This is a genomic window from Myroides sp. C15-4 (assembly GCF_050522745.1).
Taxonomy (GTDB): Bacteria; Bacteroidota; Bacteroidia; order Flavobacteriales; family Flavobacteriaceae; genus Flavobacterium.
This window is the reverse complement of sequence record NZ_JBMVQX010000014.1, coordinates 48,577-73,092: the sequence shown is the minus strand read 5'-3', so window position 1 is coordinate 73,092 and position 24,516 is coordinate 48,577. Positions and strand designations below refer to the sequence as shown.

Annotated in this window: 28 protein-coding genes; 23 read left to right on the top strand and 5 right to left on the bottom strand. The window is 37.3% G+C overall.

Annotated features, from left to right (window positions below; genetic code table 11):
* From dapB to ACPDHL_RS08410, 3 genes are read left to right on the top strand one after another with little or no spacing between them, the layout of a single operon-like run.
* Positions 1-708 (top strand): 4-hydroxy-tetrahydrodipicolinate reductase, encoded by a 708-nt coding sequence (dapB, locus tag ACPDHL_RS08420; RefSeq protein WP_430532331.1) that lies wholly within the window; start codon positions 1-3, stop codon positions 706-708.
* Between the two features lie 30 nt (positions 709-738).
* Positions 739-2,325: a signal peptidase I gene (gene lepB, locus ACPDHL_RS08415; protein WP_430532330.1), complete on the top strand. Its 1,587-nt coding sequence runs from the start codon at positions 739-741 to the stop codon at positions 2,323-2,325.
* Between the two features lie 2 nt (positions 2,326-2,327).
* Complete coding sequence (locus ACPDHL_RS08410; RefSeq protein WP_430532329.1) at positions 2,328-2,954, top strand: WbqC family protein; 627 nt, start codon at positions 2,328-2,330, stop codon at positions 2,952-2,954.
* A gap of 273 nt (positions 2,955-3,227) precedes the next feature.
* Here ACPDHL_RS08410 and ACPDHL_RS08405 read toward each other — a convergent pair whose 3' ends face one another.
* From ACPDHL_RS08405 to ACPDHL_RS08390, 4 genes are all read right to left on the bottom strand, one after another.
* Positions 3,228-4,316 (bottom strand): peptidylprolyl isomerase, encoded by a 1,089-nt coding sequence (locus ACPDHL_RS08405; protein ID WP_430532328.1) that lies wholly within the window; start codon positions 4,314-4,316, stop codon positions 3,228-3,230.
* Positions 4,317-4,321: 5 nt separating this feature from the next.
* Positions 4,322-4,873 (bottom strand): gliding motility-associated peptidyl-prolyl isomerase GldI, encoded by a 552-nt coding sequence (gene gldI / locus ACPDHL_RS08400; protein WP_430532327.1) that lies wholly within the window; start codon positions 4,871-4,873, stop codon positions 4,322-4,324.
* Positions 4,866-5,888 (bottom strand): DHH family phosphoesterase, encoded by a 1,023-nt coding sequence (locus tag ACPDHL_RS08395; protein WP_430532326.1) that lies wholly within the window; start codon positions 5,886-5,888, stop codon positions 4,866-4,868. Before ACPDHL_RS08395 ends, gldI begins: the two co-directional genes overlap by 8 nt.
* A gap of 78 nt (positions 5,889-5,966) precedes the next feature.
* Positions 5,967-6,650, bottom strand: a complete 684-nt coding sequence (locus ACPDHL_RS08390; RefSeq protein WP_430532325.1) for a Crp/Fnr family transcriptional regulator — start codon at positions 6,648-6,650, stop codon at positions 5,967-5,969.
* A 128-nt stretch (positions 6,651-6,778) separates the two neighbouring features.
* Between ACPDHL_RS08390 and ACPDHL_RS08385 the strand changes: the two genes are divergently transcribed.
* From ACPDHL_RS08385 to ACPDHL_RS08345, 9 genes are all read left to right on the top strand, one after another.
* Positions 6,779-9,160 (top strand): heavy metal translocating P-type ATPase, encoded by a 2,382-nt coding sequence (locus tag ACPDHL_RS08385; protein ID WP_430532324.1) that lies wholly within the window; start codon positions 6,779-6,781, stop codon positions 9,158-9,160.
* A gap of 85 nt (positions 9,161-9,245) precedes the next feature.
* Positions 9,246-9,464 (top strand): cbb3-type cytochrome oxidase assembly protein CcoS, encoded by a 219-nt coding sequence (ccoS, locus tag ACPDHL_RS08380; protein WP_430532323.1) that lies wholly within the window; start codon positions 9,246-9,248, stop codon positions 9,462-9,464.
* 6 nt (positions 9,465-9,470) lie between these two features.
* Positions 9,471-11,654 (top strand): cytochrome-c oxidase, cbb3-type subunit I, encoded by a 2,184-nt coding sequence (ccoN, locus tag ACPDHL_RS08375; RefSeq protein WP_430532322.1) that lies wholly within the window; start codon positions 9,471-9,473, stop codon positions 11,652-11,654.
* Positions 11,655-11,672: 18 nt separating this feature from the next.
* Complete coding sequence (locus tag ACPDHL_RS08370) at positions 11,673-11,879, top strand: cbb3-type cytochrome oxidase subunit 3 (protein ID WP_158961321.1); 207 nt, start codon at positions 11,673-11,675, stop codon at positions 11,877-11,879.
* Positions 11,876-12,856, top strand: coding sequence for a cbb3-type cytochrome c oxidase N-terminal domain-containing protein (locus tag ACPDHL_RS08365; protein ID WP_430532321.1), 981 nt, complete (start codon positions 11,876-11,878; stop codon positions 12,854-12,856). The genes ACPDHL_RS08370 and ACPDHL_RS08365 overlap by 4 nt, the downstream gene beginning before the upstream one ends.
* Positions 12,857-12,956: 100 nt before the next feature.
* On the top strand, positions 12,957-14,378 hold the full coding sequence (gene ccoG, locus ACPDHL_RS08360; RefSeq protein ID WP_430532320.1) for a cytochrome c oxidase accessory protein CcoG: 1,422 nt from the start codon (positions 12,957-12,959) through the stop codon (positions 14,376-14,378).
* A 20-nt stretch (positions 14,379-14,398) separates the two neighbouring features.
* Positions 14,399-14,848: a FixH family protein gene (locus ACPDHL_RS08355; protein WP_430532319.1), complete on the top strand. Its 450-nt coding sequence runs from the start codon at positions 14,399-14,401 to the stop codon at positions 14,846-14,848.
* A 5-nt stretch (positions 14,849-14,853) separates the two neighbouring features.
* Positions 14,854-15,549 carry a sulfite exporter TauE/SafE family protein gene (locus ACPDHL_RS08350; RefSeq protein ID WP_430532318.1) on the top strand — a complete coding sequence of 232 codons (696 nt, stop codon included), beginning with the start codon at positions 14,854-14,856 and terminating at the stop codon, positions 15,547-15,549.
* 618 nt (positions 15,550-16,167) lie between these two features.
* The gene (locus ACPDHL_RS08345; protein ID WP_430532317.1) at positions 16,168-16,566 is read left to right on the top strand and encodes a hypothetical protein; all 399 of its coding nucleotides are present in this window, start codon (positions 16,168-16,170) and stop codon (positions 16,564-16,566) included.
* A 125-nt stretch (positions 16,567-16,691) separates the two neighbouring features.
* Here ACPDHL_RS08345 and ACPDHL_RS08340 read toward each other — a convergent pair whose 3' ends face one another.
* The gene (locus ACPDHL_RS08340; RefSeq protein WP_430532316.1) at positions 16,692-17,141 is read right to left on the bottom strand and encodes a hypothetical protein; all 450 of its coding nucleotides are present in this window, start codon (positions 17,139-17,141) and stop codon (positions 16,692-16,694) included.
* Positions 17,142-17,373: 232 nt separating this feature from the next.
* Between ACPDHL_RS08340 and ACPDHL_RS08335 the strand changes: the two genes are divergently transcribed.
* The 11 genes from ACPDHL_RS08335 (at position 17,374) to ACPDHL_RS08285 (ending at position 24,161) form a co-directional block, all read left to right on the top strand.
* Entirely contained in the window at positions 17,374-18,402 is a 1,029-nt protein-coding gene (locus tag ACPDHL_RS08335; RefSeq protein WP_430532315.1) for a cytochrome-c peroxidase, read from the top strand.
* Between the two features lie 208 nt (positions 18,403-18,610).
* A complete protein-coding gene (locus ACPDHL_RS08330) occupies positions 18,611-19,384 on the top strand; it encodes an exonuclease domain-containing protein (protein WP_430532314.1) in 774 nt (257 codons plus the stop codon).
* Positions 19,385-19,397: 13 nt separating this feature from the next.
* Positions 19,398-20,009, top strand: coding sequence for a fumarylacetoacetate hydrolase family protein (locus ACPDHL_RS08325; protein ID WP_430532313.1), 612 nt, complete (start codon positions 19,398-19,400; stop codon positions 20,007-20,009).
* Between the two features lie 6 nt (positions 20,010-20,015).
* Positions 20,016-20,369, top strand: a complete 354-nt coding sequence (locus ACPDHL_RS08320) for a hypothetical protein (RefSeq protein WP_430532312.1) — start codon at positions 20,016-20,018, stop codon at positions 20,367-20,369.
* Positions 20,366-21,610, top strand: a complete 1,245-nt coding sequence (locus ACPDHL_RS08315; protein WP_430532311.1) for a competence/damage-inducible protein A — start codon at positions 20,366-20,368, stop codon at positions 21,608-21,610. The genes ACPDHL_RS08320 and ACPDHL_RS08315 overlap by 4 nt, the downstream gene beginning before the upstream one ends.
* 80 nt (positions 21,611-21,690) lie before the next feature.
* The gene (gene rpmB / locus ACPDHL_RS08310; RefSeq protein ID WP_430532310.1) at positions 21,691-21,927 is read left to right on the top strand and encodes a 50S ribosomal protein L28; all 237 of its coding nucleotides are present in this window, start codon (positions 21,691-21,693) and stop codon (positions 21,925-21,927) included.
* A 26-nt stretch (positions 21,928-21,953) separates the two neighbouring features.
* Positions 21,954-22,136 (top strand): 50S ribosomal protein L33, encoded by a 183-nt coding sequence (rpmG, locus tag ACPDHL_RS08305; RefSeq protein ID WP_002990305.1) that lies wholly within the window; start codon positions 21,954-21,956, stop codon positions 22,134-22,136.
* Between the two features lie 7 nt (positions 22,137-22,143).
* Entirely contained in the window at positions 22,144-22,296 is a 153-nt protein-coding gene (locus tag ACPDHL_RS08300; protein WP_002990306.1) for a DUF4295 domain-containing protein, read from the top strand.
* A gap of 136 nt (positions 22,297-22,432) precedes the next feature.
* The gene (ftsY, locus tag ACPDHL_RS08295) at positions 22,433-23,386 is read left to right on the top strand and encodes a signal recognition particle-docking protein FtsY (RefSeq protein ID WP_430532309.1); all 954 of its coding nucleotides are present in this window, start codon (positions 22,433-22,435) and stop codon (positions 23,384-23,386) included.
* A gap of 8 nt (positions 23,387-23,394) precedes the next feature.
* Positions 23,395-23,829: a lipocalin family protein gene (locus tag ACPDHL_RS08290; RefSeq protein WP_430532308.1), complete on the top strand. Its 435-nt coding sequence runs from the start codon at positions 23,395-23,397 to the stop codon at positions 23,827-23,829.
* Between the two features lie 2 nt (positions 23,830-23,831).
* Positions 23,832-24,161 carry a DUF721 domain-containing protein gene (locus ACPDHL_RS08285; RefSeq protein WP_430532307.1) on the top strand — a complete coding sequence of 110 codons (330 nt, stop codon included), beginning with the start codon at positions 23,832-23,834 and terminating at the stop codon, positions 24,159-24,161.
* Positions 24,162-24,516 lie beyond the last annotated feature (355 nt).

The window sequence follows — 24,516 nt, the reverse complement described above, 5'->3', positions numbered from 1 at the left end:
ATGAAAATAGCATTGCTAGGCTATGGCAAAATGGGTAAAATCATTGAGCGCATCGCTGTAGAAAGAGGACATGCCATCGTTTATACCAAACAGCGCAATCAAACAACAGGAAGCTTAACAGAAGCTGAGGTTGCTATTGATTTTAGCGTGCCTTCCATTGCCGTTGACAACATCAAAGAAGCGTTGGCTGCGGGAATTCCTGTAGTAAGTGGTACAACGGGTTGGTTAGCACAGTATAACGAAGTAGTGGACTTTTGCCAAGCGCAAAACAGCGCTTTTCTCTACGGGTCAAATTTTAGTTTAGGCGTTAATATTTTCTTTGAATTAAACGAGTACCTTGCCAAAATGATGCGCAATTTAGAGCAGTATCAGGTGGAGATGCAAGAGGTACACCACACACAAAAATTAGATGCGCCTAGTGGAACAGCCATTACCTTAGCGGAGGGGATTATAGCCCATTCAAACTATGAAGGCTGGACGTTAGACGCACAATCCGAGAGAAAGGATATCCTTATTGATGCAGTAAGAGAAGATCAAGTACCCGGAACACATACAGTGCGTTATAATTCGAGCATCGATCAAATTGAAATTAAACACACGGCGCATAATCGCGAGGGTTTCGCACTTGGTGCAGTAATTGCATCAGAGTGGATTAAAGATAAAAAAGGTATTTTCTCAATGAAAGATGTACTTAATTTGAAAAAATAAGTAAATTGGGAAACTAAAAAAGAAAATAGTATGACAATAGCACAATGGTTTATTTTTTTCCTGTTGATCCAAGTGGTTCACTTTATAGGAACTTGGAAATTATATGTAAAAGCAGGAAGAAAAGCATGGGAAGCCGCTGTTCCAGTATATAATGGCGTAGTATTAATGAAGATAATTAATCGCCCGTGGTGGTGGGTTATCTTGTTGTTTATTCCAATTGTAAACTTGATTATGTTCCCTGTGGTATGGGTTGAAATCTTGCGAAGCTTTGGAAAAAAATCAACTTTCGATACTATTTTAGGGGTGGTAACCCTGGGGTTATACGTAGCCTTTATTAACTATGTAGGCGATGTAAAGTACCGCGAAAATAGATCGCTAAAACCCGATACAGAATCAGGTGAATTTCTCAGCTCTATTTTATTTGCGGTTGTAGTAGCAACCGTGATTCACACCTATGCGATCCAACCGTATACCATTCCAACCTCTTCGTTGGAAAAAACCTTGATGGTGGGCGATTTCTTATTTGTGAGTAAATTCCACTATGGTGCTAGAACTCCAATGACAACGGTTGCTTTGCCTATGGTACACGATACGATTCCGGGTACTTCTAAAAGATCGTACTTAAATAAACCGCATTTACCGTATTTTCGATTACCAGGATTCCAAAAAGTACAACACAACGACATCGTCGTGTTCAACTGGCCTGTCGATACTATTTATAAGTTTGGAGATCCCGTTAAACGCCCTGGGGTAATCAAACCCATTGACAAGAAAACCAACTACGTAAAACGCGCGGTAGGTTTACCTGGAGATAATTTGTCCGTAAAAGAAGGACTTGTATTTATCAATGATAAAGAATTACAACTCAACGATAGAGCACGCGTTCAATATAGTTATTTAGTAGAGACTGATGGTACATTAGATTTGCGTGCAATCATTAGAGATCGCAATATTAGTGAAGCAGTAACCTATGTAAATCGACCGCATTACGGGGTGTTCTTTCAAGCATTGACAGATGCTGATGTGGAATATCTAAAAACGTTTAGCGCTGTAAAAGGGGTGATAAGAAGTCCGAATACAGCTCAACTTGGCCTATATGTACTGCCGAAAGGGTACATCTTCCCACACAACCAACCAACTTGGACGGAGAGTGATTTAGGTCCTATTCACATTCCTGCAAAAGGGGAAACCATCACTTTGACGGAAGAGAATTTACCGATGTATAAACGCGTGATTCGCGTGTATGAAAATAATGAGCTAGAGGTCAAAGACGGACAGATTTACATCAATGGGCAAGCGACCAATCAATATACGTTCAAACAAAACTATTACTTCATGATGGGGGATAACCGCAACAATTCAGAAGATAGTAGAATGTGGGGATTCGTACCCGAAGATCATATTGTTGGAAAACCCGTATTTGTATGGATGAGTTTGGATCAAGCAATTCCATGGTCCAAAGCCTTGGATAAAATACGTTGGGATCGCTTATTTATTACAGTAAACGGAAATGGAGAGCAAATTTCATACTTCCCGTATTTTGTCGTGATCTTAGTGGGCTGGGGGAGTTATAGTTTATACAAGAGAAGAAAAGATAAAAAGAATTCTAAGTTTTAGTAATGACCAATACAATTTTACTACATCCGACTTATTTTCCTTCTATAAGTCACTATGTAGCGATGGCTCAAGCAGCGGAACTTGTTTTTGAGATAGAAGATAACTTTCAAAAACAGACCAATAGAAACAGAATGTATATTCACAGTGCTAATGGGATCCAAATGTTGAATATACCCATCAAACACACCAAAGAAGGGGTATACCAAAAGTTTAAAGACGTAGAAATCGAATATGCTTTTGGCTGGCAAAAACAACACTTTAAGAGCCTAGAAGCCGCTTACCGCACTTCTCCATTCTTTGAGTACTTTGAAGACGATATACGCCCTGTTTTTGAAAAACACTATAAGTATATGTTGGACCTGAATTTAGAAATTCACGAAATCATTACCGCGTGTTTAGGAGTCACTTGGCCCTTTGCTAAAACAGAAGAATACGTCAAAGAAATTCCAGCAGGATTAACCGATTTTAGAGGATTAGCCAATGGTAAAAAAGACGTGAATCAATTTGAACCTTATGTTCAGGTATTTGACGATAAAAATGGCTTTTTAAACAACCTGAGTATTTTGGACCTGTTGTTCAACGAAGGACGAAATGCTGTAGACTATTTGAAAAATCAGCAATTGAGATAAAAAAACCACCTATCAGGTGGTTTTTTGGTTTACAGTTAATCGGTAAATGGTAAATAGTAAATAGTAAATGGTAAATAGTAAATAGTAAGTGGTAAATGGTAAATGGTCCACTCACTCACCACTCACCACTCACCACTCACTACTCACTACTCACCACTCACCACTCACCACTCACCACTCACCACTCACCACTCACCACTCACCACTCACCACTCACCACTCACCACTCACTACTCACCATAAAAAAAACCTCCGCTTTAGCGGAGGTTTTTTTTATTTTCTATCTGCATTTTCGTATAACTTCAACTCAAATACTAAATCTGTATTAGGTGGGATTGGTCCTACACCACGTTCACCATAAGCTAAGTGAGCTGGAATAAAGATAACAGCAGTATCCCCAAAACTCATTTGCTCAATTCCTTCGATAAATCCAGGGATTAAACCTGTTTTAGCGCCAAATTTGAATGGAATTGGACTGTATCCTTTCATATCAGCTCTGCGTTGGTCAAACATGTTAAATGATTTTAAAATCGATTCAATGCTCGAGTCAAACACCATTCCATTTTCAAAGAATCCTGCGTAATCTACAAATACTTCTTGGCTGATTACAGGTTTTTTTCCTTCTCCTTTTTCTACAATCACATAAGATAAACCAGAATCCAACACTTTTGCTGTGCTCTTCAACTCTTTGAATTTAGTTGCATAGGTTTCTTGTGTTTTGTTCAAGTTGTCTTCTTTTTCTTTTTTCTCTTTTGCTGCTTCTTCAAAGTAGGTTTTGAATACTTTTACAGCATCAAATTTTTTCGCATTTTTCCCTTGACGGATGATTTTTACACTTTCGATTACATCGTCTTTTACAATGCTATTTACTACATCCATTCCCTTTACTGTATAACCGAAAACAGAATGTCTGTTATCTAAAAATGGAGTAGGTTTATGCGTGATGAAAAACTGACTTCCATTGGTGAAAGGACCACTGTTAGCCATGGATAACGTACCCGCTTTATCGTGTGTTAATTCAGGAGAGAATTCATCTTGAAACACATAGCCTGGTCCACCTGCACCAGTTCCTGTAGGATCTCCACCTTGGATAACGAAATTGTTTTCTACACGGTGAAATTTAATCCCATCAAAATATTGTTTTCCTTTGTATTGCTCATCGACAAAAGGGTTTTTTCCCTCAGCCAAGCTCACGAAGTTAGCCACGGTAATTGGTGCTTTTTCATACGCTAACTCAACAATAATATTGCCCTTGTTTGTTTTTATGTCTGCATACAACCCGTCAGGTAAATCTGACTTCTGAGTTGTGCAAGCCGACACTAAAGCGACTAAACTTAAAATTAAACTCGTCATTTTTTTCATTTTTATTAATTAGATTTTGTGATTGATTCTAAGGAGATGATTACGATTAAAGGTTGATTCTTGGTAATTGCTTTCTGGTCGCCTAGGTAGCTATACGCCATATTGGAAGGAGTTAATACTTTGATTTGTTCCTTGGCTTTTAGCATTTTTAGACTGCTTCTCAATACAGGTAAGATATCTTCTTCGTCTACTTTATACGTCAGAGAACCAATATCCGTTTTGGCGTAAATAATGCTGTCATTGACACTGTGAATTTCATACGTATAGCGCACAAGATCGCCTTTTTTCGGCTTAATAGAGTCTTTGACCTCTCGTTGCTGATAGGCGAACCAGAAGCCTGTATTCGAATGAAAATATTCGTTGGCTGTATCGTGTTCTCTGTATCTTGTGAAGATATCTTCTTCGCTTTCTCTCAATTCGATGTTGCGATCAATAGAAAGTTTGGTCTCAACAGATTTCGATTGAGAAATTGGTTTTCTCGCCTCTTGTTTTTCCTGACAGCTAGTCAAAAGACAAGTAAAGGCAAGCAAGGCAAAACAAAAACGAGGGTTAAGCATAAAAGTCTTGTTTGTGATTGTTTACAATTTCGGTATAGCGTTTAATCGTGTCTTCTAGTGATAAGGTCGATTTACCTCCTGCTGCATTGATGTGTCCGCCTCCTTCAAAATACGTTCGAGCCAATTGATTCACATCGAGGGTACCAGAAGAACGGAAGGAAATCTTGATGATTCCCTCTTCTTTACGTTCAATAAAGAAAGCGGTTAAATCAATTCCAGCAATGGAAAGACCGTAATTGACAAGCCCTTCTGTATCGCCTTTTTGGTGTTTAAATTCTTCCAACTCTTGATCGCTTAAAAATAAGTAAGAAGCTTGTGCATTGGGAATCAGATGCAAGTTTTGCAAGGCTCTTCCCATCAATTGTAAGCGATTGAAGGAACTATTGTCAAAAAGAGCGTGGTGAATGGCGGGATTGTCAATGCCTTTGTCGATTAAGGCAGCAACTACTTGATGGGTTTTGGCTGTTGTTTTCGGGAATCTAAACGATCCAGAATCCGTAACAATACCGGTGTAAATACAAGTAGCAGTCTCTTTGTCTATCAGGTCTGTCAATTGCATTTGTTCCAAAAGCGAATAAAGCAATTCACAGGTAGAACCAAAAGAAGTATCAGAAAAGGTTAGTTTAGCATAATCACCAGGCATTTGATGGTGATCAATCATAACAAAATCATTGGAGAGTGTCGCTAAAAAAGCGCCCATTTCATCGCCTGTACGCGATAGAATATTAAAATCTAAGGTAAAAATACAGTCGCTGTTTTTTATAATATGCTGTCCAGCTGTTTTATTAAAATCGTAAACCTTAATATGAGAAGTACCTGGCATCCACGCCAAGAAATTAGGGTATTCATTTGGGGAGATCACTTCTACTTTGTGTCCCAGTTTTTTTAATACATGATATAAGCCTAAACAAGAACCAATAGCATCGCCATCGGGGTTGCGATGGGGAATAATAGTAAAGCTCTTTGCAGGTGAACTAATCAGTTGTTTTAACGTATCTATAGTAGTATGCTTCATAATGCGAAAATAAGTTATTTTGCATCATTTGCATAAAAATATAGATGAATTTAATTAAATTAAAACAACAGTTCGCATTTATTCTGCCAATGCACGAAGCTCGCGCTTATCAACAAGAATAATGTCTTTCCCTTTGAGCTGGATAATGCCCTCTTTTTTGAGTTCAGAAAGTAAACGAATACAGCTTTCAGTTGCTGTTCCAACCATATTAGCTAAATCCTCTCGCGATAACTTGATGTTTAATGCTTGAGTTTCAGCAGAAGAACCACCTAAGTCTTCTAACTTTAATAACATGATGGCTAAGCGCTCTTTGACTGTTTTGTGGGTTTGGTTGGCTAAATCTTGATCCGCATCTTTTAAATGCGTACAAATGTCACGTGTAACCAACAGGGAGAATTTATTGTTGTCCGTGAAGTTGTCCAACATTTCTTTTTTGGGAATGAAACACACTTGCATATCTTCTAAAGCTGTCGCAGAAAGATTGGACGCCTCCTCATTGATAATCGAACGCTGCCCCAGTAAATCTCCTCGTTTTGCTAATTTTACAATGGAGTCTTTGCCATTGGAATTTAACTTCGTCAATTTACAGAATCCCTCTTTGATACAATAAACGCCATTCAAACTCTCCCCCTCAGAGAATATGTTTTCTCCTTTTTTAATGATAAAGTGGGTTTTTGTTTCAGAAATAGCTAGTAACTCCTCTCTAGTTAAAGCTTTTAGAGAACTAAATTCTCTAATCATACATTGCTCACATCGTCCCATACCTGAATATACTATTTTTAATGCAAATGGTGAAATACCATTGCAAAGATAGTGCTATTTACTGATAAATGTCATAAATTTTAGGAGAATTAACTAAGACCTTTGTACAAGGTAAATGAGCAAATTTTATGGAGAAAAAAGCGTGTTTTCATTGTGGTAACAGTGTTACTGCATTTAATCGTATAGACTACGATGAAAAAATGTTTTGTTGTAACGGTTGTAAAACCGTCTACGAAATCTTTAATGAAAACGATTTAACCTGTTATTATGACCTTGAATCAACACCGGGAGCCACTCCTGAAGATGTGCAAGGGAAATACGATTTCTTAACCAATCCTGATATTGTAGAAAAACTACTGGAGTTTAACGAGGGGACAACGGCTATTGTTTCCTTGTATATTCCCCATATTCACTGTAGTTCTTGTATTTGGATTTTAGAGAACTTACACAAGTTAAATGCTGGTGTTTATCGCGTTTTGGTCAACTTCCCAGAAAAAAAAGCAACTATTACATACAATACAGAAAACATTGATTTAAAGGAAATTGTTTTGTTGCTCTGTCGCATCGGTTATGAACCGTATATCAGTTTGAAAAACTATGAGGAAAAACCCAATAGCATCGATCGCAGTTTGATCTATAAAATAGGGGTTGCCTTTTTTTGTTATGGCAATGTGATGATGTTGTCTTTTCCAGAGTATTTCAATATTGATGACGTTTGGATGGAGCAATACAAGAGTTTCTTCCGCTGGTTGATCTTGTTTTTGTCTTTGCCTGTGTTTTTCTACTCGGCCTCTCCGTATCACAAAGCGGCTTGGACGGGAATAAAAACGAAAAATTACACCATTGACATTCCGATGTCTTTGGGGATTATCGTCATGTTTATTCGAAGTACAGTAGATATTGTTTTCGATTTAGGACCGGGGTTCTTTGACAGTATGACGATGTTGGTGTTCTTTATGCTATTGGGAAAACTATTTCAACAACGCACCTATAACTTTTTGTCCTTTGAGCGCGATTATAAATCGTATTTCCCTATTGCGATTACCAAGCTGGGTAAAGACGGCGTAGAGGAGCCTATTCAGGTGTATGAAGTAGAACAAGGCGATCGCCTTTTGATTCGCAATCAAGAATTATTGCCTGTGGATGCTATTCTGTTGTCTGAACGCGCGTATGTTGATTACAGCTTTGTAACAGGAGAAGCTATTCCCGTAGAGAAAAAATCAGGTGATAAACTCTTTGCTGGAGGTAAGCAAATGGGAGATGCCGTAGAGGTAGAAGCAATTAATAAAGTATCTCAAAGTTATTTGACCCAGTTGTGGAGTAATGAAGTGTTCCAGAAACGCGTCGACTTAAAATACAAAACCATTACGGATACCGTTAGTCACTACTTTACACCAGCCCTATTAACCATTTCGGTTTTGGCCTTTTTAGGTTGGGCTTTTGTAGATCTCAATAGCGCATTTAACGTCGTTACAGCCATTTTAATTGTGGCTTGTCCTTGTGCTTTAGCACTGACAGCCCCTTTTACGTTGGGGAATGCTATTCGCATTTTAGGACGCAAAAAGTTTTTCCTCAAAAATGTAACAGTGGTGGAGCAAATGGCCAAAGTAGATACGCTGGTTTTTGATAAAACGGGTACTATTACAACCAATGCGCAGTCTGGGATTCAGTATGACGGTTTGGAACTGACCAAAGAACAACAAACTGACATTAAGAACATAGTACGTGCTTCCAATCACCCACTAAGCCGCAAACTGTATGCGTTTTTACATGCTAAAGTAGTGCGTAAACCGACGCAGTTTGAAGAGTTGGCCGGAAAGGGAATCATAGGAGAGATTAATGGAAAAGTATATAAAATAGGTTCTGCGGCTTTAGTGCAAGCAACGACTGAAAGTAAAATAAATGAAACAGCAGTACACATCGCTATTGATGGGCAATATTTCGGCAAGTTTATCTTTGAGAATCACTATCGTCCTGGTTTGGAAACGCTTTTCAAAAACTTGCGTAAACACCAGTACAACTTGAGTATTCTCTCAGGAGATAACGAAGGAGAAAAAGCCTACCTAGAAGCAATTTTACCAGCAGATACTGCACTGGCTTTTAACCAAAAGCCCGAAGAAAAATTAGAATATGTCAAGGCCTTGCAACAACAAGGCGGTAATGTGATGATGATTGGAGATGGATTAAATGATGCAGGCGCTTTAGCCCAAAGTAATGTTGGGGTATCTGTCTCAGAGAATGTCAATGTGTTTACACCAGCAAGTGATGCCATTTTAGATGCGAGTGTTTTTGATCGTTTGCTCAGTTATTTAGTTTTTTCTAAACAATCTGTTAAAGTGATTAAACTTAGTTATGTACTGGCGTTAACGTATAATGTCATTGGAATAACAGTGTCTATCATGAATATGATGTCGCCTTTGCTGGCTGCTATCTTGATGCCAATCAGTACGTTTACTATTATTAGCTTTGTTACCGTATTGACAAATTATTATGGAAAAAGGATAAAATAAAAAAACTAATTATTAGGTTTTTGGTGATATTTATCATATTTTTAGCTAATATATATTGTTAACTTTGTTTTAATAATAATGAGGTATGAGTGTTATTTATTTCTTAATTAGTATCAGTGTTTTTGTGGCAGGGATCTTCCTCTACATTTTTATTAAGTCTGTAAAAAGTGGTCAGTTTGACGACGCTTATACGCCTTCTGTACGCATGTTATTCGATGATGAGTTGAAAACCGAAAAGAAAACCGAAAAGCAAGCAGAAGAGAAGCAAGGTGAAGAAATTAATCAAAAAGAAAATCAAATATAAACAACTATGGAAGTGCAACAATTTTATTATGACAACAAAATTGTAAAGAAATTCCTTTACGCCTCAATCTTTTTTGGTGCCGTTGGGATGCTTGTAGGATTACTATTAGCGGTACTGTTTATATTTCCTAATTTAACCGATGGAATTCCTTGGTTGAGCTACGGAAGATTACGACCGCTACATACGAATGCAGTTATTTTTGCTTTCGTTGGAAATGCAATCTTTGCAGGGGTTTACTATTCTTTACAACGCTTGTGTAAGTCAAGAATGTACAGTGATGTTTTGAGTAACATTCACTTTTATGGATGGCAAATGATTATTGCTGCTGCAGCAATTACCTTGCCTCTAGGTTTTACTACTTCAAAAGAGTATGCTGAATTAGAGTGGCCAATTGATATCGCTATTGCGGTGATCTGGGTTACGTTTGGTATCAACATGATTATGACGATCATCAATCGTAGAGAGCGTCACATTTATGTTGCTATCTGGTTCTATTTAGCAACTTTTGTAACAGTAGCAGTATTACACATCTTTAACTCTTTAGAGCTACCTGTTCACGGATTAAAATCATACTCTGTGTATGCAGGGGTTCAAGATGCACTGGTGCAGTGGTGGTACGGACACAATGCCGTGGCCTTCTTCTTGACAACACCGTTCTTAGGATTGATGTACTACTTCTTGCCAAAAGCGGCGAATAGACCGGTATATTCGTACCGTCTATCTATTATTCACTTCTGGTCATTAATTTTCTTATATATCTGGGCAGGACCACACCACTTGTTGTATTCCGCTTTACCTGAATGGGCGCAAAACTTAGGAGTAGTATTCTCTGTGATGTTGATTGCTCCATCTTGGGGAGGTATGATCAACGGATTGTTAACCTTGCGTGGAGTTTGGGATAAAGTAAGAGTAGATCCTGTGTTGAAATTCTTCGTAGTAGGTATTACAGGGTACGGAATGGCGACGTTTGAAGGACCGATGTTGTCGTTGAAAAACGTAAACGCGATTGCACACTATACAGACTGGATCGTTGCTCACGTACACGTTGGTGCCTTAGCATGGAATGGTTTCATGACTTTTGGTATGGTGTACTGGTTAATCCCTAGAATGACAAAAACAGAATTGTATTCGAAAGCTTTGGCTAACTTCCACTTCTGGATCGGAACCTTAGGGATTATCTTATATACGATTCCTTTATATGTAGCTGGTTTCTCTCAACACTTAATGTGGAAAGACTTCGATCCATCAGGAACATTGAAATATGGTAACTTCCTTGAAACAGTAACTGCAATTATGCCGATGTATATCATGCGTGCGATTGGAGGATCATTCTACCTAATCGGATTATTCGTATTGATTTACTTAGTATACAAAACAGTAAGAGCTGGTAAACCAGTAGAAGACGAATTAGCAGAAGCACCAGAATTAAAAAGAATTTCTGCTTCTCGTTTAAAAGGAGAAGCTTGGCATACTTGGTTAGAGAGAAGACCAATCCAATTTACAATCTTAACAACTGTTGCGATTTTAATTGGGGGTATCGTACAGATCGTACCAACAATCTTCGTAAAATCTAATATTCCAACCATTTCAAGTGTGAAACCTTATACTCCATTAGAGTTAGAAGGTAGAGACTTGTATATCCGTGAAGGATGTGTGGGATGTCACTCGCAAATGATTCGACCATTCCGTTCAGAAGTAGAACGTTACGGAGAGTATTCAAAATCGGGAGAGTATGTATATGACCATCCATTCTTATGGGGTTCTAAACGTACGGGACCAGATGTAATGCGCGTAGGACAGAAATATTCAGATATCTGGCATTTCAACCACATGTATAATCCACAATCAACATCTCCAGGATCTATTATGCCAGGATACAAATGGTTGTTCGATAACAAACAAGCGGATTTCTCACGTATTGAGAAGAAAATGAGCGTAATGAGAACATTAGGTGTTCCTTATACCGATGAAGATATTGCAAATGCAAGACAATCCATGAAGGAACAAGGGGAGCAAATTGCTCTAAATTTCCAAACGGATCCGGATTATAAAGAATCATATTTAGCTAGTGAAAAAGCTGCTAAAGAAAATGGACAGGAGTTCGTTCCAATGAGCGAGCGTGAGATTGTTGCTATGGTTGCTTACTTACAACGTTTAGGTACAGACATCAAAAATAGAGTTGAGGAATAATAAAAAAGAGAAAGCATTATGTTGAAATTTATTAAACATACAATGGAGACAATAGGAGGGATAGAAATTTATCCAATTATATCCCTGCTTATATTCTTTACCTTTTTTGTAGGCTTGTTTGTATGGGTATTTACCTATAAAAAAGAAACGATTGAAGAATTGAGCAATATGCCATTTCTAGATGATGAAAAGCACAATGTTGATCCTAATTCAGAAAAATTATGAAAAAGTATTTTCCAGTATATGTAAGAGTTCCATTACTATTCTTGCTATTTTATGTATTAGTAGAATGGGTAGCAGGCGGAACAGCACAAAGACCTGCTTTCATCGATCATCCTGCGGTGCTTATTTTGTTGGGCTTGTTTTTATTCGCCTTGATCGCTGTAGAAATTGTAGCCGCTGCGACGAATAAAGTACTCAATCGCTTGATGACTCCAGAGGAGTTGGCAGCGAAAGAAAAAGAAGACAACCTTTCCTTTGCAGATAGACCTTGGGTAAAACGATTGATGCAAAAAATGACGCGCACAACATCCGTAAGTGAGGAGAGCGAGTTGTTGATGGATCATGACTACGATGGGATTAAAGAGTTAGATAACGAATTACCACCATGGTGGGTAGGGTTATTCTATATCACAGTAATCTTCTCTGTTGTATACTTATTGAGATTCCACGTATTTGGAGGCGACAACCAAATTGTAGAATACGAAAAGTCAGTGGCTATTGCCAAAGAACAAATTGAAGAGTATAGAAAAACCGCAGCGGATTTAATCTCTGCAGATGAGGCACAATACTTAACCGATGAAAGTTCATTAGCGGCAGGTAAAAAGATTTTTGATACCAATTGTATGGCTTGTCACCAAATTGATGGTGGTGGAGGAATCGGACCGAACCTAACGGATGATCATTGGATTTTAGGTGGGGGTGTTAAAAATATTTTCCACACCATTGCTAAAGGAGGACGTCCTGGTAAAGGGATGGTAGATTGGGAAAAAACACTAAAACCATCTGAAATTGAAAAAGTAACGTCTTATGTTATTTCTTTAAATGGTACAACTCCTGCGAGTCCAAAAGAGGCAGAAGGAGATATCATCTGGTCAAAAGCAGAATTAGAAGGTTCAGCAGATGCTGAAGCAAATGAGGAAGCTGCTGTACCAAGTGACGAAGCTGCAGCGACAGACGCAGTGGAAGCAAGTCAGGAATAACACTGACACAAACAAAAAAAACTAATAAACACATAAAAAAGGAGTTGAGTGGAGTATTTATACACATACTCAACTCCTTTTAAAAAAAACACACAAGGCTATGGAAAATGGAAATAATGAGAGTTTTAGAGACTCGATAAGTACCATTGACAAAGATGGTAAAAGGGCATGGATTTATCCCAAAAAGCCGTCTGGGCCATACTATAACAAGAGAAAAGTTGTAAGTTACCTCTTGCTGGTTTTTTTACTTGTAGCACCGTTCATTAAAATTAATGGAAATCAATTGTTGCTATTTAATGTGATCGATCGAAAGTTCAACATTTTTAGCTTCCCCTTTTGGCCACAAGACTTTTACTTGGTCGTAATTTCAATGATTATTGGAGTTGTTTTTGTAACGTTATTTACGGTTTCATTTGGTCGTATTTTCTGCGGTTGGATCTGTCCGCAAACTATTTTTATGGAAATGGTTTTCAGGCGAATCGAATATTGGATAGACGGCGATCGAGGCGCGCAAATGAGGTTGGATAAACAACCGTGGAACTCAGAGAAAATACGCAAGAGACTCTTGAAGTGGTTTATCTTCTTTATCATTTCATTCCTTATCGCTAACGTATTCTTATCCTATATTATCGGAAGTGATGCTGTATTGCTAATGGTTGAAGATGGTCCTTTTGCTCATCTGGGTAATTTTATTGGATTGATTATTTTTACTTCAGCCTTCTACTTTGTCTTCACTTGGTTTAGAGAACAAGTATGTGTAATCGCTTGTCCTTACGGACGTTTACAAGGTGTGCTTTTAGATAACAAATCGATTATTGTTGCTTATGATCACGTACGTGGAGAACGTACCAAGGGAAGAGGTAAATTTAAAAAAGGCGTAGATAGAGAAGCGGAGGGAATTGGAGATTGTATTGACTGTAAACAATGTGTGAACGTTTGTCCTACTGGGATTGATATCCGAAATGGAACACAGTTAGAATGTGTAAACTGTACTGCTTGTATTGACGAATGTGATTTCGTGATGGAAAAAGCAGGTCTCCCAAAAGGGTTGATTCGCTATGCTTCTGAAGAGGAAATCGTCGAAAATAAACCGTATGCTTTTACGCCACGTCAAAGAGGATATACCGTTGTGCTATCTGTTTTAATAATCGTGCTTGTTGGACTCCTATTCTTGAGAACTGATGTAGAAGCTAGGGTGTTGCGCGTTGCTGGTAAAACGTTTGAACACAAAGGAGCGAATATCTCCAATGTGTATACCTTCAAAATAATGAACAAAACCATGAAGGAGTACGATAACCTTACCTTTAAGGTGAGAAAACCAGAAACTGCAGAAGTTAAAATGGTTGGACATGACGAAATTAAAGTAGCAAAAGAAGCTTATAGTGAAGGCGTGCTATTTATCGAAATTCCACAAAAAGATTTGGATGGATATAGTACTAAAGTTACTATTGATGTATATGATGGGGATCGTTTGATTCAAACAACGAAAACAAACTTTTTAGGTCCTCGAATGTTGAATTAAAAATTAAAAAATAGTTAGGTATGAAATTTAATTTTGGAACAGGAATCGTAATAGCCATCGCACTTTTTATGATTTTTATTTTACAGTATGTCATCCGCGTACAAGTGGATGCTAAATATGATAATCAATTGGTAACGGAAAACTATTATCAACAAGAAGTAGAAGTGGATTCGCGTCGTGAGAGAGAGATGAAAGCACTAAAACTCGATGAACAAGTTACCATTTACAGTACGTCAAACGGAATCAAAATTGGTTTCCCTGAGAGTTTTGACTATAACAAGATACATGGAAAAATATTCCTATACAGACCGTCTAACCAGCAATTAGACTTTGATACTCTCATATCATTGTCTTCTTCCAATTTGCTCATACCTAACACAAATCTGGTAGACGGTCGTTGGGATATTGTGGTAGAATGGAACTATAACGATGAGTCGTATAGAAATGTAAAACAAATAACGATTAAGTAGAGACTTTGATTTCGGCACTTATATTTGGCTTAGTGAGCAGTCTGCACTGTATCGGAATGTGCGGGCCGATTGCCTTGATGTTGCCAATTAGTCAGAACAATCCAGTGTTAAAAATTAGGCAGATGTTCACCTATCACATAGGGAGAATAGCTGCCTATTCTTTATTAGGTTTTGTATTTGGCTTGTTCGGCAAAGGATTATACCTAGCAGGATTTCAACAACAATTGTCTATTGTGGTGGGAATTATTATGATCGTCTTAGCGCTCGTTCCTACGAATCGCATTGGAAATTTTTATGTATTAAAACCGCTTTATCGCTTTGTGAACTGGATTAAATCTTCCTTGGGAAAACAGTTTAAAAAGAAGTCACCTAATGCGTTGTTTTTTATTGGTTTTTTCAATGGTTTCTTACCTTGTGGTATGGTGTATGTCGCTTTATTTGGCGCTTTAGCGACGCAAGATGTTTTATTAGGCATGGCCTATATGGCTTTGTTTGGTGTAGGGACCATTCCCTTAATGAGTTTGGTGATCTATTTTAAAAACCTATTCTCAGATGGCTTTAGACGTAACGTAATGAAGTACTATCCCGTTGTAATTGTGTTGATTGGAATGCTGTTTATTATCCGAGGGTTGGGATTAAATATCCCATTTTTGTCTCCAGATACCTTGAATTTGTTTGTAAGAGGAGAAGCAATGTGTTAAAAAATATTTAAAATAGTGACTTTTGTCCGTGACTCTTGTCTTAAGGATAGAACAGCAGCAAGTAAGTATATTATTAGCTATGAAAAAGATTACAAGCCGTTGTTCTATTGCTATAGAAAAAGAGAGAGAAAAAAAAGGAAAGACATCGTCTTTCCTTTTTTTTTGCTTGTATGAGCCTTGGGCTCTTTTTATCGGATAAAAATACAAAGAGCGTAAATCCTAACGCACAAACTGCTAAAATTCAAGCCTTATGCGGAGCAAATCATTCCCCACACGGCCCATTAGAAAGAGTTATTTTATAAAAAATAGGCCTACAACTTCCAATTTAACCTTTGAAAAGTGAATGTTAGTTATTCAAAAATTTCTATTTATTGAGTTTACTCTTAAATTTTTGAATTGTTTACTGCTTTTATATGTGTTTTTGGTGTTAAAATTTTGTATTTGTACTTGATTGTCGGTTATTTTTGTAGTTTATGTGTTTTAATTTAATAAATTGATTTGTTTAAATTTAATTTAACTGCTGTAAAGTTGACTGTTTTGTAAAAGTATAGCTTCATTTTATAAATAAGGTAATATTTCTTAAATTCACAGTAGAAAAAAAATTAAAATTTGTTGTTTATGAAAGCAAAAGTACAGTATAACGATTTCAAAGGTACTGTAGCTGCAGACATATCAGATATGATTGCAGTTAACAAAGGTAATTACATCAGCAGTATTGGGGAGTACTTCGGTGTAGATCAAGAGCGTTTTAAGGTTGTAGGGGTTTCTCTACAAGGAATTCAAGATTTTGAATTAACCATGCTTTGTATTGACAGAGTTAAAAGTACGCCATTCAAAGAACATTTGGTAAAAATGCAATTTGATCTTGATGTAGAAGGACAAAAACAAATGTTAGGTTTGTTATTTAAACGATTAAACGTTGTTCTTTTTGATTCAGGTGAGAACGAGTATGAGAATGATAATTACGATGAGATCGTTAATTATGCTGATCATCACCAAAAGGAATATTTGGATTAACCAGTATTTTAATTGTAAACGAATAAAAAAAGTTCTCAACCTAGTTGGGAACTTTTTTTATGGGATAGCGGGAATAAAAAAAGGACAACTGATTGGGTTGTCCTTTTTTAGTTTTATGGAGGGTATTAATAATTATCTTTTCGCCAAATAGCTACATCGGCCAATATTTTTTCTGTATCGGGGTGGACATCTTCCAAGTAGTTTTCAGTGTATAACGTATAAGTTGCTTTGTCTAGGCGCAATTTTACTTGGCTATTGTTGATAACACGTACTGAGATTTGCCCCGATGAATCTACAAATAATTGATTTCTCTTTGAGGTTTGATCTTCTTCTAACGTAAGGAAAATAGGCGTTTGTGCGCCACCTGTTAGTTTGCTGTCTTGTTGATACACCAAAGTTGCTTTACCGTCTTTGTACGTAAAGTAATAGTTTTTAAACATAAAGGTCTTCGCTGTAAAAACTTTGGTTTTACTTTTATCCAAGGTATAAGGAGAAGAAACTATAGTTTCAGTAGTTTGACAACTCTGTACAAGAGGCGCCAATGCTAGTATGCCAAGAAGAAATAGTTTTTTCATAAGTAAATTTGGTGTGATTCGATAAGACCAAAATAAGATAAAAGTTCAATAAAACAAAATGAAATTTAAATAAAATTAGTTTTTAAGCTCTTTTTAGTTCAAAAGTGGGGGCTATTATACTTGAAATGGTAGTAATTTTTTAAAACAATTTTACTAAATAGCGTGATATTTATCAGGCTTTAAGAAAAAAATTGGCTGTAATTTAATACTAGAATTAAAAGCAGTGTGAATTATGATAAAAAAACTTGTATTAGTTGTCTTAGTGGCATCTTTTGTTGGATGTAAAGGGGATAAGTCGAAGGCGTTCGAATTTGTTCAGAAGGGAAATGCGGAGTTATTAACCCAAGCACAAACGTTCTTTCAACCTATTTCTTCCGTTGAATTGCCTCAATTAGATTCAGCTAAGGTTGCACTAGGAAAGTATTTGTATTTTGATACGCGATTGTCAAAAGAAGGGAATATCAGTTGTAATTCCTGCCATAATTTGAATACCTATGGGGTGGATAATCTCGCTTTTTCACCTGGAGATGACGGGTCATTAGGTGGACGTAATTCGCCTACGGTGTTTCACGCCGCTTTGCACAGCATGCAATTTTGGGATGGACGTGCAAAGGATGTGGAAGAACAAGCAGGAGGCCCTATTTTAAATCCTGTCGAACACAACATCAAGGATGAAAGAGAACTGGAACAACGCCTGCGTAAGGTCGATTTGTATAAAGAGAAGTTCGCTTCCGTTTATCCCGAAATGAAAGAGCCAATTACCTTTTCTACTATTACTAATGCCATTGGTGCTTTTGAGCGTACCTTAATGCCCGCTAGTCGATTTGATCACTATCTAGAAGGGGATCGCGATGCACTAACCCCACAGGAGCAAAAAGGATTGGAAGCCTTTATGGCTGTGGGTTGTACCACGTGTCATAGTGGTGTTGCAATGGGAGGACAGATGTTTCAAAAATTTGGACTCTATGGCGATTATTGGATGGAAACTAAATCTGAAAAAGTTGACAAAGGATTGGCTGATTTAAGTAAAAAAGAAACAGAAAATTACTTTTTTAAAGTACCAGGTTTGCGAAATATCGTTCATACAGGACCGTATTTTCACGACGGTTCTGTACAAGACTTAAAAGAAGCCGTACGCATTATGGCTAGTCTGCAAACCAATATAACGTTGACTCAAGAACAAGTAGAGGATATTACTGTTTTTCTGGGTAGTTTGTCCAGTGATATTCCAGCAGAGGTGAAAAAATCTCCTTTTGAGTAAAATTTTTTGTGAAGCAAGTTTGTAGGCAAACTTTGGCAAGGGCTGTTCTGAAAAGTACAGCTTTTGCTTTTTATAGCTGGGGGATTTTTAAACGTAGTACTGAGGGAGTTACCCAGTCAAAAAGTGAACAACCAAAAAGTTAAGTGGGCAATTTGTATTGGCTAAACTTATACATTTGTTATATTTGTAGCTAAATAAACCAAGAAATATGGAGTTGAAATTACATAGACCTATTTGTTTTTTTGATTTAGAAACAACAGGAATCGATGTGGCAAGAGATAGAATCGTAGAAATCGCAATTCTAAAAGTATTTCCCAATGGAAATAAAGAGAGCAAAACGTGGTTAGTTAATCCTGAGCGTCCAATACCAGAAGCGTCTTCTAAGATTCACGGTATTACAGATGAGCAAGTGGCGAATGAACCGACGTTTAAAGAATTAGCTCCCTTGGTTTATCAAATGATTAAAGATGCTGATTTAGCTGGATTTAACTCGGATCGTTTTGATATTCCCTTACTAGCAGAAGAACTGTTGCGTGCAGGTGTTGACTTTGATTTGGGGAATCGCGTAACGGTGGATATTCAGACTATTTTTCACAAAAAAGAAGAACGTACGTTGAGTGCGGCGTATAAATTCTATTGTAATGAAACTTTAGAAAATGCGCATTCAGCTGCGGCAGACACCCATGCAACCTATGAGATCTTAAAAGCTCAATTGGATCGCTACGAAGATTTGGAAAATGATATGCGCTCGTTAGCTGAATTTACTACGAGAAAGAAAAGCGTAGATTTTGCTGGTTTTATTGCCTTGAATGAAGAGGGGCAAGAAGTCTTTACGTTCGGAAAACACAAAGGTGTTTTGGTAGAAGAAGTGTTGGAAAATGAACCAGGGTATTATGGATGGATTCAAAATGCAGATTTTCCCTTGTACACCAAAAAAGTGTTGACAGCAATTAAATTGAGAAAACTCAATAATAAACTATAAAAAGAGAAGTCGTATGAAAATAATCTGTGTGGGTAGAAATTATGTGGAACACATTGCGGAGCTCCATAATGAAAGACCTGATGAACCGGTTTTATTTATCAAGCCGGATACCGCTCTTTTGGGAAAGGAATTTCCCTTCGTTATTCCCGATTTCTCACAGGATATTCACTATGAGGCTGAAGTAGTAGTCAAAATCACCAAAGTAGGGAAGTATATCGATGCTAAATTTGCGTCCAAGTATTACGAACAAGTTTCGTTGGGCATTGATTTTACTGCTCGTGATTTGCAAAGCAAATTGAAAGAAAAAGGACTGCCTTGGGAAAAGGCAAAAGCGTTTGATAATTCTGCTTTTGTTGGTGATTTTATAGCGAAAGAAACCGTAGGTTCTTTAGACCAACTGGCTTTTTCATTGAAACAAAATGGAACGGTTGTACAACAAGCAACAACGGATCAAATGATTTGGAAAATAGAGGAGCTAATTGCAGAAATATCGAAATATTTCACCCTAAAAACAGGAGATTTAATCTTCACAGGTACGCCTGCTGGGGTTGGACGTGTAGCTCCTGGAGATAGCTTAGAAGGCTTTTTAGGAGATAAAAAAGTATTTGATTTAATCGTAAAATAATTGGTTATGGCACTTTTTTATGATGTGAGATCGCTGTATGACAAACACAATAACAAGGAAGAACTTGTAGTGGAAGAACTGATTGACTACGTGCAACAGATGACAAAGCGATTGGATAAAATGAAAAAGCACATTGATGCAAAAAATTATGAAAAACTTCAAAAACACGTCAAAGTCCTACAGCCAATAATGGAAACCTTAGGCATGGATCAGGCGTATGAAGAATTCAATACGGTGCAGCAATGGTTGGAACAAAAAGGAAAAACCAAAGAGATCAAAGAAGTTTATAAATTGCTGAGAAAACGCATTCGTTCTGCAGCGAAAGAAATCAAGAAAGATTATCAAATAGCAGTAGAATGAAAGCGAGTATCATAACCATCGGAGATGAAATATTGATTGGACAGATTGTGGATACCAATTCAAATTACCTAGCGAATTACCTTGATAAATTGGGGTTTGAGCTTGTGGAAATGTTGTCGATCTCCGATGCGGAAAGCGCGATAAAAGAAGCGATGCAACGCCAACAAGATCGCGTAGATTTGGTGGTAATTACGGGGGGATTGGGACCTACAAAAGACGATTTGACGAAGCAAGTATTTTGTAGCTATTTCGACGATGTATTGGTGGAAGATGCAGCGGTATTTGCTCATGTGAAGGCGCTGATTGAAGATTATTTTAAGCGTCCTATTTCGGATTTGAATCGCAAGCAGGCCTTAGTGCCATCGAAAGCGACAGTACTGTTTAATCAATTGGGAACTGCTCCTGGTATGATGATGCAAAAAGGGCAGACACATTATATTTCACTACCTGGCGTTCCCTTTGAGATGAAGGGAATAGTTTCTTCTGTACTAACGCCGATTTTAAAAGAGAGATTTACCCTGCGTTTTAATGTACATAAAACGATTGTCGTCTATGGCATTGGCGAGAGTTTGTTGGCCGAATACTTAACCGATTGGGAAGATGAACTACCTGCTGAGGTACAATTGGCTTATTTGCCAAGCAGAGGTAGGGTGCGCTTGCGTTTATCCTCTTCGGGAACTGATAAAGCGCGCATCGAAACGAAGTTGGATCAACTTATTGCTGCTATACCGGCGAATGTCAAAGCGCAGATTCGCGCGTATGACGATTTGAGTCGATCTGAAGTGGTGATTGAAAAATTAAAAACTGAAGGTAAAACAATTGCTTGTGCAGAGAGTTGTACAGGAGGGCGATTGGCTGTGCTATTTAGTGAAAAAGAAGGGGCCTCCACCTTTTTTAAAGGAGGAATGGTAACGTATGCCACAGAGGCGAAAGTTGCCGTATTAGGTGTTAAAAGTGAAACCATCGCCCAACACAGTGTCGTAAGTGAACAAGTGGCGTGTGAAATGGCCATTCAGGCTCGTGAAAAATTCAAGGCTGATTATGCGATTTCTACCACGGGAAATGCCGGACCTTCTAAAGGAGATTCGGATGCTGCTGTAGGAACAGTATACTTGGGAATAGCCTCTAAAAATGGGGCCTATGCAATAAAATGCGAATTGGGGCAACCTAGAGAACAGGTGATTGAACGCGCCATTAGCCGTGCTTTGGAGTTGGTTTATAACGAAATATTAAAAAAATAGTCGAAAGATTTTGTTTAATAAAATTCTTTTTCTTTACTTTGCACCCTGATTTTGAATATTGAAATAAAAGATTAGATATAATGTCAAGAGTTTGTGAAATTACTGGAAAGAGAGCAATGGTTGGAAACAACGTCTCTCACGCGATGAATAAAACTAAAAGAAAGTTTTCTGTAAACTTAATTAAAAAACGTTTTTACATTGCTGAAGAAGACAGATGGGTAACATTAAAATTGTCTACCACTGCATTAAAAACAATTAATAAGAAAGGGATTACTGCTGTATTGAAAGATGCAAGAGTAAAAGGATTAGTAAAATAATTCGACCATAAAAAACAAGGAAAACGATGGCAAAGAAAGGTAATAGAATCCAAGTAATCTTAGAGTGTACTGAACATAAAGCATCTGGTTTGCCAGGTACTTCAAGATACATCACAACTAAGAACAAGAAAAACACACCTGATAGATTGGAAATTAAAAAATTCAACCCTATCATGAAAAAAGTAACAATTCATAAAGAAATTAAATAATTAAGTCATGGCAAAGAAAACCGTAGCTACTTTAAGAACATCTTCTAAGAAGTTGACTAAAGCAATTAAAATGGTTAGATCTCCAAAAACAGGTGCTTACACATTTGTTGAGTCTGTTATGGCTCCTGATTTTGTAGATGAATTCTTGAGTAAAAAGTAATTTACCATTAGATATCTTGAAAAAAAGCTGCCTTATTAGGTAGCTTTTTTCATTTGTATACCTTTCAAGTTATAGCCAACTGCTATAAAATGATATACTTTTATTCTTTATATTTGTACAAACTAATAGGAACGTTATGAGTTTTTTTAAAAGAATTTTTTCTTCAGAAAAAAAGGAAACTTTAGATAAGGGATTAGAAAAATCTAAAACGTCTTTTTTCTCTAAATTAACCAAAGCAGTAGCTGGTAAATCCAAAGTTGATGACGATGTTTTAGATAACCTAGAAGAAGTGTTAGTATCCTCTGATGTAGGAGTGAATACGACGCTGAAAATTATCGATCGCATTGAAGCAAGAGTTACTCGTGATAAATACGTTGGAACAGAAGAGTTGAATCAAATTTTGAGAGAGGAAATTGCCAGTTTGTTGTCCGAAACAGACTTAGGTGAATCGACTGAATTCGAAATTCCAAAAGATAAAAAACCCTATGTTATTATGGTCGTAGGGGTGAATGGTGCTGGTAAAACAACAACAATTGGAAAATTGGCCTACCAGTTTAAAAAAGCAGGATTAAACGTAGTATTAGGAGCTGCTGATACCTTTAGAGCTGCTGCGATTGATCAATTGCAAGTATGGGCCGATCGAGTAGATGTGCCAATTGTACGTCAGCAAATGGGAAGTGATCCCGCTTCTGTGGCTTTTGATACGTTGCAATCAGCCGTAACGCAAAATGCAGATGTTGTGATTATCGATACAGCTGGTCGTTTACACAATAAAGTGAACCTGATGAATGAGCTTTCTAAAGTGAAACGCGTCATGCAAAAAGTAATTCCTGATGCACCACACGATGTAATGTTAGTTCTCGATGGGTCAACTGGACAAAATGCATTTGAGCAAGCTAGACAATTTACTGCAGCAACAGAAGTGACTTCTTTAGCTGTGACGAAGTTAGACGGAACAGCAAAAGGAGGCGTAGTGATTGGTATTTCTGATGAGTTTAGAATTCCTGTTCGCTATATTGGCGTAGGAGAAGGAATCGAAGATCTACAAGTATTCAACAAATACGAATTTGTCGATTCGTTTTTTAAATAAACTAGAGGATGCGCAGTATTAAAATTATGTTTAGCCTGCTCTTGGTTGTACTTTTACAGGCTTGTCAATCGAAAGCCGATGTGACCGACATCCAAGCGTATATCAACGGGTATTGGGAAATTGAAAAAGCACAATTACCTGATGGAACCGAAAAAGATTATTCCATTAATGCCACGATTGATTATTTCGAATTAAAAGAAGATCAAACTGGGGTGCGCTATAAAGTAGTACCACAGTTTAATGGGGAGTTTTTGACCAATGATAGACCCGAAGCTTTTGCTATCAAAGAAAAAGAAGGGGCAATTTGGCTGGAGTACAAAACCGAATTTTCTACCTGGGAAGAACAAGTATTGTCAATCAGTGAAGATAAAATGGTGATGGAAAATGAAACTAAAATTAAATACTATTACAAACGAGCACATCCGATACAAATCAAAGAATAAAAGTGAGTAAATACAATCCTTATCAACGCAATAAAGTAAGTCCTCGTGTAAGAGAAGGCAAGGGGATAGCTGATTTAATGCAGCTTTTTAGAACAGAAAACAATTTAGACAATGGGTTGAATGAGTTTGATGTCTATGAGGCTTGGAAAGTTGTATTGGGACCAGGTATCGCTTCTTATACGCAGGATATCGCTTTTAAAAAGAACACGCTCTATGTAAAGTTATCTTCCTCTATTGTTCGAGATGAACTAGGTTATGGCAAGGATAAAATTGTCAAGATGCTCAATGAAGAATTAAAAAGAGACTTGATTGTTGCCCTTGTATTGAGGTAATTAAGTAAAGAAAATAGCAAAGCGATAAGCACGAAAAGACTTATCGCTTTTTTTATTTCACAATAAAAGACTTATTTGTCCTTTATTTGAAAAAATGATGTATCTTTGTAGTGTAAAGTTGAAGTTATGTTTTCTAAAGCTTGTGCATATGCTATTCGTTCTGATGTTTGATTTTGGACAGGTCCTAAAAGGAAAAAGGAGAGCGTTTAAAGCAATAATATAAGTGATAGCTATAGTAGAGTCAGTTGTTATAACAAGTGGCTTAATGTGCAAGCATGACCTGATGGAAAGGTAAAGGAGTGGGAAAGCAATTCCCTTTTTTTATAGTAAAATAAAGGATAAAAAAGTCTTTTAA

Excerpts from the sequence above, each read along its gene's own strand:
- ACPDHL_RS08320 (WP_430532312.1), top strand. The coding sequence starts at position 20,016 with ATGGCACTTTTTTATGATGTGAGATCGCTGTATGACAAACACAATAAC.
- ftsY (WP_430532309.1), top strand. The coding sequence starts at position 22,433 with ATGAGTTTTTTTAAAAGAATTTTTTCTTCAGAAAAAAAGGAAACTTTA.
- ACPDHL_RS08365 (WP_430532321.1), top strand. The coding sequence starts at position 11,876 with ATGAAAAAGTATTTTCCAGTATATGTAAGAGTTCCATTACTATTCTTG.
- ACPDHL_RS08345 (WP_430532317.1), top strand. The coding sequence starts at position 16,168 with ATGAAAGCAAAAGTACAGTATAACGATTTCAAAGGTACTGTAGCTGCA.
- ACPDHL_RS08410 (WP_430532329.1), top strand. The coding sequence starts at position 2,328 with ATGACCAATACAATTTTACTACATCCGACTTATTTTCCTTCTATAAGT.
- ACPDHL_RS08370 (WP_158961321.1), top strand. The coding sequence starts at position 11,673 with ATGTTGAAATTTATTAAACATACAATGGAGACAATAGGAGGGATAGAA.
- gldI (WP_430532327.1), bottom strand. The coding sequence starts at position 4,873 with ATGCTTAACCCTCGTTTTTGTTTTGCCTTGCTTGCCTTTACTTGTCTT.
- ccoN (WP_430532322.1), top strand. The coding sequence starts at position 9,471 with ATGGAAGTGCAACAATTTTATTATGACAACAAAATTGTAAAGAAATTC.
- ACPDHL_RS08355 (WP_430532319.1), top strand. The coding sequence starts at position 14,399 with ATGAAATTTAATTTTGGAACAGGAATCGTAATAGCCATCGCACTTTTT.
- ACPDHL_RS08385 (WP_430532324.1), top strand. The coding sequence starts at position 6,779 with ATGGAGAAAAAAGCGTGTTTTCATTGTGGTAACAGTGTTACTGCATTT.
- ACPDHL_RS08405 (WP_430532328.1), bottom strand. The coding sequence starts at position 4,316 with ATGAAAAAAATGACGAGTTTAATTTTAAGTTTAGTCGCTTTAGTGTCG.
- ACPDHL_RS08290 (WP_430532308.1), top strand. The coding sequence starts at position 23,395 with ATGCGCAGTATTAAAATTATGTTTAGCCTGCTCTTGGTTGTACTTTTA.
- ACPDHL_RS08390 (WP_430532325.1), bottom strand. The coding sequence starts at position 6,650 with ATGGGACGATGTGAGCAATGTATGATTAGAGAATTTAGTTCTCTAAAA.
- ACPDHL_RS08315 (WP_430532311.1), top strand. The coding sequence starts at position 20,366 with ATGAAAGCGAGTATCATAACCATCGGAGATGAAATATTGATTGGACAG.
- ccoS (WP_430532323.1), top strand. The coding sequence starts at position 9,246 with ATGAGTGTTATTTATTTCTTAATTAGTATCAGTGTTTTTGTGGCAGGG.
- ACPDHL_RS08340 (WP_430532316.1), bottom strand. The coding sequence starts at position 17,141 with ATGAAAAAACTATTTCTTCTTGGCATACTAGCATTGGCGCCTCTTGTA.
- ACPDHL_RS08395 (WP_430532326.1), bottom strand. The coding sequence starts at position 5,888 with ATGAAGCATACTACTATAGATACGTTAAAACAACTGATTAGTTCACCT.
- rpmB (WP_430532310.1), top strand. The coding sequence starts at position 21,691 with ATGTCAAGAGTTTGTGAAATTACTGGAAAGAGAGCAATGGTTGGAAAC.
- ACPDHL_RS08335 (WP_430532315.1), top strand. The coding sequence starts at position 17,374 with ATGATAAAAAAACTTGTATTAGTTGTCTTAGTGGCATCTTTTGTTGGA.
- dapB (WP_430532331.1), top strand. The coding sequence starts at position 1 with ATGAAAATAGCATTGCTAGGCTATGGCAAAATGGGTAAAATCATTGAG.
- ACPDHL_RS08300 (WP_002990306.1), top strand. The coding sequence starts at position 22,144 with ATGGCAAAGAAAACCGTAGCTACTTTAAGAACATCTTCTAAGAAGTTG.
- ccoG (WP_430532320.1), top strand. The coding sequence starts at position 12,957 with ATGGAAAATGGAAATAATGAGAGTTTTAGAGACTCGATAAGTACCATT.
- lepB (WP_430532330.1), top strand. The coding sequence starts at position 739 with ATGACAATAGCACAATGGTTTATTTTTTTCCTGTTGATCCAAGTGGTT.
- rpmG (WP_002990305.1), top strand. The coding sequence starts at position 21,954 with ATGGCAAAGAAAGGTAATAGAATCCAAGTAATCTTAGAGTGTACTGAA.
- ACPDHL_RS08330 (WP_430532314.1), top strand. The coding sequence starts at position 18,611 with ATGGAGTTGAAATTACATAGACCTATTTGTTTTTTTGATTTAGAAACA.
- ACPDHL_RS08325 (WP_430532313.1), top strand. The coding sequence starts at position 19,398 with ATGAAAATAATCTGTGTGGGTAGAAATTATGTGGAACACATTGCGGAG.